This is a genomic window from Enterobacter cloacae complex sp. 6730903, assembly GCF_048283985.1.
GTDB lineage: Bacteria > Pseudomonadota > Gammaproteobacteria > Enterobacterales > Enterobacteriaceae > Enterobacter > Enterobacter hormaechei_C.
On record NZ_JBLVXX010000250.1, the window covers coordinates 1 to 259 of the forward strand.

At 35.5% G+C, this 259-nt stretch carries 1 protein-coding gene; it reads right to left on the reverse strand.

The features are described 5' to 3' along the window. Positions 1-78 precede the first annotated feature (78 nt). The coding region (locus ACNQ0W_RS25790) for a DUF1345 domain-containing protein (RefSeq protein ID WP_417933357.1) at positions 79-259 on the reverse strand (181 nt) is incomplete at its 5' end.

A 259-nucleotide genomic window follows, 5' to 3' on the forward strand; every position in this document is an offset into this window, starting at 1 on the left:
GTATGGGCCAACTGTTGTAAGTATAGTTATTCTTAAAAGCCCTCTAAATGGGGCTTTTTTTGTTTTTAAATAAAGGTCTTAGTTGGTAAGAAAGCCAGCAGCAACGTTAATACAAATCGCTAAAATGGTCGTGTTGAAGCCAAAAGATAATACAGCATGAAATAAGTTTAAAAGACGCATATGTTTGTTGGTAATTGAAACATCGGCGGTTTGTGCTGAGGTGCCAATAATATAGCTAAAATATAAGAAGTCAGGGTAG